The sequence below is a fragment of the Enterobacter cloacae complex sp. ECC445 genome (assembly GCF_021892025.1).
GTDB lineage: Bacteria > Pseudomonadota > Gammaproteobacteria > Enterobacterales > Enterobacteriaceae > Enterobacter > Enterobacter chengduensis.
Genome location: NZ_JAKLRZ010000041.1, coordinates 37,147 through 43,749 on the forward strand (window position 1 = coordinate 37,147; position 6,603 = coordinate 43,749).

General features: G+C 56.6%; 8 protein-coding genes. 3 read left to right on the forward strand and 5 right to left on the reverse strand.

The window, feature by feature from the left end; all coding sequences use genetic code 11:
- Positions 1 to 17 precede the first annotated feature (17 nt).
- On the forward strand, positions 18 to 992 hold the full coding sequence (locus L6R44_RS23120) for an aldo/keto reductase (protein ID WP_237425535.1): 975 nt from the start codon (positions 18 to 20) through the stop codon (positions 990 to 992).
- A gap of 62 nt (positions 993 to 1,054) precedes the next feature.
- Here the strand turns inward: L6R44_RS23120 and thiL are convergent, their stop codons facing one another.
- The 5 genes from thiL to nrdR form a co-directional block, all read right to left on the reverse strand.
- A complete protein-coding gene (gene thiL, locus L6R44_RS23125; RefSeq protein WP_237425536.1) occupies positions 1,055 to 2,026 on the reverse strand; it encodes a thiamine-phosphate kinase in 972 nt (323 codons plus the stop codon).
- Between the two features lie 77 nt (positions 2,027 to 2,103).
- The gene (nusB, locus tag L6R44_RS23130) at positions 2,104 to 2,523 is read right to left on the reverse strand and encodes a transcription antitermination factor NusB (RefSeq protein ID WP_006809908.1); all 420 of its coding nucleotides are present in this window, start codon (positions 2,521 to 2,523) and stop codon (positions 2,104 to 2,106) included.
- A gap of 21 nt (positions 2,524 to 2,544) precedes the next feature.
- Positions 2,545 to 3,015 carry a 6,7-dimethyl-8-ribityllumazine synthase gene (ribH, locus tag L6R44_RS23135; protein ID WP_006176874.1) on the reverse strand — a complete coding sequence of 157 codons (471 nt, stop codon included), beginning with the start codon at positions 3,013 to 3,015 and terminating at the stop codon, positions 2,545 to 2,547.
- An 87-nt stretch (positions 3,016 to 3,102) separates the two neighbouring features.
- The gene (gene ribD, locus L6R44_RS23140; RefSeq protein ID WP_237425537.1) at positions 3,103 to 4,206 is read right to left on the reverse strand and encodes a bifunctional diaminohydroxyphosphoribosylaminopyrimidine deaminase/5-amino-6-(5-phosphoribosylamino)uracil reductase RibD; all 1,104 of its coding nucleotides are present in this window, start codon (positions 4,204 to 4,206) and stop codon (positions 3,103 to 3,105) included.
- A gap of 4 nt (positions 4,207 to 4,210) precedes the next feature.
- On the reverse strand, positions 4,211 to 4,660 hold the full coding sequence (gene nrdR / locus L6R44_RS23145; protein ID WP_008503337.1) for a transcriptional regulator NrdR: 450 nt from the start codon (positions 4,658 to 4,660) through the stop codon (positions 4,211 to 4,213).
- A 152-nt stretch (positions 4,661 to 4,812) separates the two neighbouring features.
- Between nrdR and L6R44_RS23150 the strand changes: the two genes are divergently transcribed.
- Together L6R44_RS23150 and L6R44_RS23155 are read left to right on the forward strand one after the other, a co-directional pair.
- Positions 4,813 to 5,352 (forward strand): DUF3251 domain-containing protein, encoded by a 540-nt coding sequence (locus L6R44_RS23150; RefSeq protein ID WP_237425538.1) that lies wholly within the window; start codon positions 4,813 to 4,815, stop codon positions 5,350 to 5,352.
- 270 nt (positions 5,353 to 5,622) lie between these two features.
- Positions 5,623 to 6,507 (forward strand): nucleoside-specific channel-forming protein Tsx, encoded by an 885-nt coding sequence (locus tag L6R44_RS23155; RefSeq protein ID WP_032642482.1) that lies wholly within the window; start codon positions 5,623 to 5,625, stop codon positions 6,505 to 6,507.
- Positions 6,508 to 6,603: the final 96 nt, after the last annotated feature.

Genomic DNA, 6,603 nt, shown 5'->3' on the forward strand with positions numbered 1-6,603 from the left:
ACAGCAGGAGCGGAACCGTGCAATATACAACATTAGGAAAAACGGACCTTAAGGTTTCCCGACTTTGTCTGGGATGCATGACCTTTGGCGAGCCCGATCGGGGTAATCACGCCTGGACGCTGCCGGAAGAGAGCAGCCGTCCGATCATCCAACGCGCCATCGAGGGCGGCATTAACTTCTTTGACACCGCCAACAGCTACTCCGACGGCAGCAGCGAGGAGATTGTTGGCCGCGCCCTCCGTGACTTTGCGCGTCGGGAAGATATCGTCGTCGCCACCAAAGTGTACTACCCGTCAGGTGACCTGTCTGAGGGCCTTTCCCGCGCGCAGATCCTGCGCTCCATTGATGACAGTCTCCGCCGCCTGAACATGGATTACGTCGATCTGCTGCAAATCCATCGCTGGGATTACAACACGCCAATAGAGGAAACGCTCGAAGCGCTGAACGACGTGGTCAAAGCCGGGAAAGCGCGCTACATCGGCGCGTCATCTATGCACGCGTCGCAGTTCGCGCAGGCGCTGGATCTCCAGGCGCAGCACGGCTGGGCGCGCTTCGTCACCATGCAGGATCACTACAATCTGATCTATCGTGAAGAAGAACGCGAGATGTTGCCCCTGTGCCATCAGGAAGGCATCGCGGTCATCCCGTGGAGCCCGCTGGCGCGCGGTCGCCTGACCCGTCCGTGGGGAGAAACCACGGCTCGCCTGGTCTCGGATGAAGTGGGAAAAAATCTCTATGGCGGTACGGAAGCCAGCGATGCGCTGATTGCCGAACGCCTGGCCGGAATCGCCGACGATACCGGCGCAACCCGCGCGCAGGTGGCGCTGGCGTGGCTGCTGGGTAAACGCGGCGTCGCGGCGCCGATTATCGGCACGTCTCGGGAAGAACAGCTGGATGAGCTGCTGAATGCGGTGGATATCACGCTGACGCCGGAGCAGGTTGCCGAGCTCGAAACGCCGTATCAGCAGCATCCGGTGGTGGGGTTTAAATAAGCACCCTCTTTTGTAGGCCGGGTAAGGCTAAGCCGCCACCCGGCAATACAGAGCGCACAAATTTAACCGAAGTGATCGTACCCTTTCCAGTCGAGCGTCACCGGCGCACCGTCCTGCACAAACTTCAGCCCTTCGCTCTCCGGCATGATCTGACCAATACAGGTGAACTTCGCGCCAAGATGCGCTAACGCCACGTCCAGCGTGCCACGGTTAAGTTCAGGCACCGTGAAGCACAGTTCGTAGTCTTCACCGCCGGATAGCGCCCAGCGCAGCGCCTGGTCAGGTTCCACATGGCGAAGCAGCTGTTCTGACAGCGGGAACAGATCCAGGTCAACGCGCGCGCCTACGCCGCTGGCCTTCAGGATATGCCCGAGATCCGAGATCAGCCCGTCAGACAGATCGATAGCCGAGCTTGCCCGCTCGCGCAGCGCCTGGCCGTGCAGAATGCGCGGCGTCGGGCGCAGATGGCGTTTCACCAGATACGCCGCATCGTCAGCGTCTTCAACCGCTAAACGGTGCTGAAGGATAGCCAGCCCTGCCGCGCTGTCACCCGGCGTACCGGTCACATAGATCCAGTCACCCGGTTTTGCGCCCGAGCGCTTCAGCGCGCGGCCAAGCGGCACGTAGCCGTGGATCGCCAGCGTCATCGACAGCGGCCCGGCCGTGGTATCACCGCCAATCAGCTGCATATCGTAGTACCTAAGCTGCTCGAACAGCGCATCGCTAAAGGCTTCAAGCCAGGCTTCATCCACCTCTGGCAGCGTCAGGGCTAGCGTCAGCCAGGCGGGATCGGCCCCCATCGCCGCCAGATCGCTGACGTTAACCGCGAGAGCTTTGTACGCCAGATCGGCAGGATCGATATCCGGTAAGAAATGACGCCCGCACACTAAGGTGTCAGTGCTGATTGCCAGCGTCTGTTTTTCGGGAATATTGAGAAGTGCACAGTCATCGCCAATGCCGGTTTCAACATCAAGACGAGAGGTTCTGACACGGTCGAAATAACGGGCAATCAGGGAGAATTCGCCGCATGCCATACGTTATGCCTCAGCAAATAAAAGAAAAAACCGGAGCCGCACTGCCCGTCAGGCAATGCAGGACTCCGGTTTGCGGATCACTTTTTGTGGGGACGGATCGCAGGTGCTGCTTTATCAAGAACGCCGTTTACGAACTTGTGGCTGTCTTCAGCGCCGAAGGTTTTCGCCAGCTCGATCGCTTCGTTGATGGCCACTTTGTACGGCACATCATCACGTTTAGACAGCTCAAACAGCGCGATACGCAACACTGCTTTTTCTACCTGGCCCAGCTCTTCGAGCAGACGGGACAGGTATGGCTTCATCAGACCATCGAGATACGCGCTATTAGTCGCCACTCCCGACAGCAGTTCACGGAAGTACAGAACGTCAACGTCTTTCACGTCCTGTTCTGACAGGAACTGGTATTCAACATCAGCGATGTCGTTCTGGGACAACTGCCAGGAGTAAAGTGCCTGGACGGCACATTCACGGGCGCGGCGACGAGCAGCAGGTTTCACGGAATTCCCCTTACAAAAAAATCAAGCCTTGATGGCTTTCAATACATTGATCATTTCAAGCGCGGTCAGTGCAGCTTCTGCACCTTTGTTACCGGCTTTGGTGCCGGCACGTTCGATGGCTTGTTCAATACTTTCGGTAGTCAGCACGCCGAACGCGACAGGAATTTCAGCATCCTGCGCAACGTGTGCCAGACCGTTGCTTGCACCGCCCGCAACGTATTCGAAGTGCGCAGTGCCGCCACGAATAACGGTACCCAGGGCAATCACCGCGTCGTATTTACCGGTTTTCGCCAGCGCGCCCGCCGCCAGTGGCAGTTCGTAAGCGCCTGGAACCCAAACAACGGTAATGTTGTCATCTTTAACCTGGCCGATGCGTTTCAGGGCGTCAATCGCGCCTTCCAGCAGGCTGTCGTTGATGAAGTTGTTGAAACGCGCAATGGTGATGGCGACGCGAGCGTCCGGGGTAGCTACAGCAGCTTCAATAATGTTCATACTCTTCCTTTACGGGTTCATGTGGCCCCGCAGGGGGGCGGATTTTATCATAATACTTTGCGTACTGCTTCTCTATTTCGGGAGCAATTACGCTGTCGTTAAGTGGAGGCAGACATCCGGACCCACCGGACGAATCTCGCTGAATGCGAGTTGCGGTGCGTCGGCCAGTTTTTCAAGGCCGGGCAGCACAAACAGGCCGCGCGCGTCGTGGCCTAACAGTTTAGGCGCAAGGTATACCAGCAGCTCATCCACCAGCCCGGCCTGCAACAGCGCACCGGCGAGCGTTGGACCCGCTTCCACCCAGATACTGTTCACCTGCTGCTTGCCGAGCAGCATCATCAGCACCACGAGATCCAGGTGCCCGTTATGCTCCGGCACCATGATGCTGCGCACGCCTTCCGGCCATTCGCGAGTATCTTCTCGGGTGCGGGCAATCCAGGTTTCCCCCGGCTGCTGGACGATCCGGTGATCTGGGGTCACGCGGTTCTGGCTATCAATGACAATACGCAGCGGCTGACGCAGGTTCTCCTGCGGGTAAAGCGCCTGGGTCTCGGCATTCAGTTCGTCCCAGCGCACGGTCATGGCCGGATCGTCAGCCAGCACGGTTTCACTGCTGGTGAGGATAGCATGGCTTTGCGCGCGCAGACGTTGCACATCGCGCCTTGCCTGCGGCGACGTAATCCACTGGCTTTCGCCGTTCGCCATCGCCGTACGGCCATCCAGCGAGGCGCCCAGCTTGAGCTGAATATACGGAAATCCCGTGCGCATGCGCTTCAGGAAGCCTTTGTTGATCGCTTCCGCGTCCTGCATCATCAGCCCGTGGCTGACGTCGATGCCTTCCTGCTGCAGACGGTACAGACCGCGTCCGGCCACCTGCGGATTGGGATCCTGCATGGATGCCACCACGCGTGAAACCCCGGCCGCGATCAGCGCCTCACAGCACGGCGGCGTACGCCCGTGGTGGCTGCAGGGCTCCAGCGTGACGTAGGCGGTGGCGCCGCGCGCCTTCTCGCCGGCCATGCGTAAGGCATGAACCTCGGCATGCGGCTCGCCGGCACGGTAGTGGAAACCTTCCCCCACGATTTCGCCATCTTTGACGATAACGCATCCCACGTTCGGGTTGGGATGGGTGGTAAAACGCCCGCGCTGCGCCAGCTTCATGGCTCGCGCCATGTAAATCTCATCCTGCATGAGCTTAATCCTGTAAGCGGGCGATCTCTTCGCCAAACTCTTTGATGTCTTCGAAGCTGCGGTAGACGGAGGCGAAGCGGATATAGGCGACCTTATCGAGCTTTTTCAGCTGTTCCATCACCAGGTTGCCGATCATTTTGCTTGGCACTTCACGTTCGCCCAGGCCACGAAGGTAAGATTTTATGTGGTTTAACGCCATCTCAACGTCATCCGCGCTAACGGGACGTTTTTCGAGGGCCTTGAGCATCCCGCTGCGCAGCTTCTCTTCGTTAAACGGCTCGCGCACATCGTTACTTTTTACCACGCGCGGCATGACCAGCTCTGCCACCTCAAAGGTCGTAAAACGCTCGTTACACACCAGACACTGCCGACGACGGCGCACGGATGACCCTTCGCCCACGAGACGAGAGTCGATGACTTTGGTATCCACAGCGGAGCAGAATGGGCAATGCATACGGTATCCCTGTTATCTGGTTAACTGATTTTCATTTTACCCTGATCTGGCCTGACAACAAAGGAAGAGCTTTTTGAGACAAAGGATCTATGTCTTAAACGATCATGCTGGCTACCATAAGTGCGATCCGTTATTTCAAGGAATTAAACGCAATGACAAGACGTTACCTGAAAATATTGCTGGTGGGGAGCCTGTTCACCCTTAGCGCCTGTGCACAGCAAACCGAAGTCCGTCAGATGAAACAGAGCGTGAATACGCTCAATACGGCAATGGACAAACTGAACAAAGAAACGGTGAAGATTACCCAGCAAAACGCGCTGAACGCCAAATCCAGCAGCGGGGTTTACCTGTTACCGGGTGCGAATACGCCTGCGCGCCTCAACAGCCAGGTTGGCACGCTGAAAATGTCGCTGGTGAATGTGGCGGCGAATGCAGATGGTACGCGCGCAACATTACGCATCCAGGGAGAATCCAACGATCCGCTCCCGGCCTTCAGCGGCACCGTCGAATGGGGCCAGATCCAGGGCACCACGGAGAATTACCAGGAAGTGAACGTGAAGAACCAGCTCTTCACCGCCCCGGCCAGCGTTTTAGCGCCGAGTGATGTGGATATTCCGCTGCAGTTAAGCGGCCTTACGCCGGAACAGTTAGGCTTTATCCGCATTCACGACATCCAACCCGCCGCGCAGTAAATCCTTCCTTCTGAGCGGAGTGAAATGTCACTCCGCTAACATTTACATTTCGTATGGATTGGCAACATAAATGATTGCCGCTACAATCCCGGCCGTTTAAAGTACGCAAACGTGAACGCAATCGATTACGCGTGTGAGAGATATGTGAAACAACACATATTTTTGTGAGCAGGGATTCCTATAATAGGCACCGCAGAAACACGAAATATTTAGAAACGCAATTCGCGCATTTTTCACTCCCGGAAGGGAATTTCAATCAGTGGCATGATTATGAAAAAAACATTACTCGCAGCTGGCGCCGTGCTGGCACTGTCTTCCTCTTTCACTGTTAACGCAGCGGAAAACGACAAACCACAATACCTCTCCGACTGGTGGCACCAGAGCGTTAACGTGGTCGGCAGCTACCACACCCGTTTCGGACCACAGATCCGCAACGATACCTACCTGGAGTACGAAGCGTTCGCCAAGAAAGACTGGTTTGATTTCTATGGCTATATGGATGCGCCGGTCTTCTTCGGCGGTAACACCGATGCGAAAGGTATCTGGAACCACGGTTCTCCGCTGTTTATGGAAATCGAACCGCGTTTCTCCATCGATAAGCTGACCGGCACTAGCCTGGCGTTTGGTCCGTTCAAAGAGTGGTACTTCGCGAACAACTACATCTACGACATGGGCCGCAACAAGTCCGGTCGCCAGAGCACCTGGTACATGGGTCTGGGTACGGACATCGACACTGGCCTGCCAATGAGCCTGTCTATGAACGTCTACGCGAAATATCAGTGGCAGAACTACGGTGCCGCGAACGAAAACGAGTGGGACGGCTACCGTTTCAAAGTGAAATACTTCGTGCCAATTACCCAGCTGTGGGGCGGTAACCTGAGCTATATCGGTTTCACCAACTTTGACTGGGGCTCAGACCTGGGCGATAACGACTTCCGTGACCTGAACGGCAGAAAAGCGCGTACCAACGATTCCATCGCGTCCAGCCACATCCTGGCGCTGAACTACGATCACTGGCACTACTCCGTGGTTGCGCGTTACTGGCACAACGGTGGCCAGTGGAACGACGACGCGAGCCTGAACTTCGGCAACGGCGATTTCAGCGTTCGTTCTACCGGCTGGGGTGGTTACCTGGTTGTGGGTTACAACTTCTAATCAGTGCGGGATTGTGCGGGCTGATGCCCTTGTATGTTTAAAGTCACTTCAGTTACCCGTCAACAGACGGGTAAACTGTCACTGAGTTTGACCTGA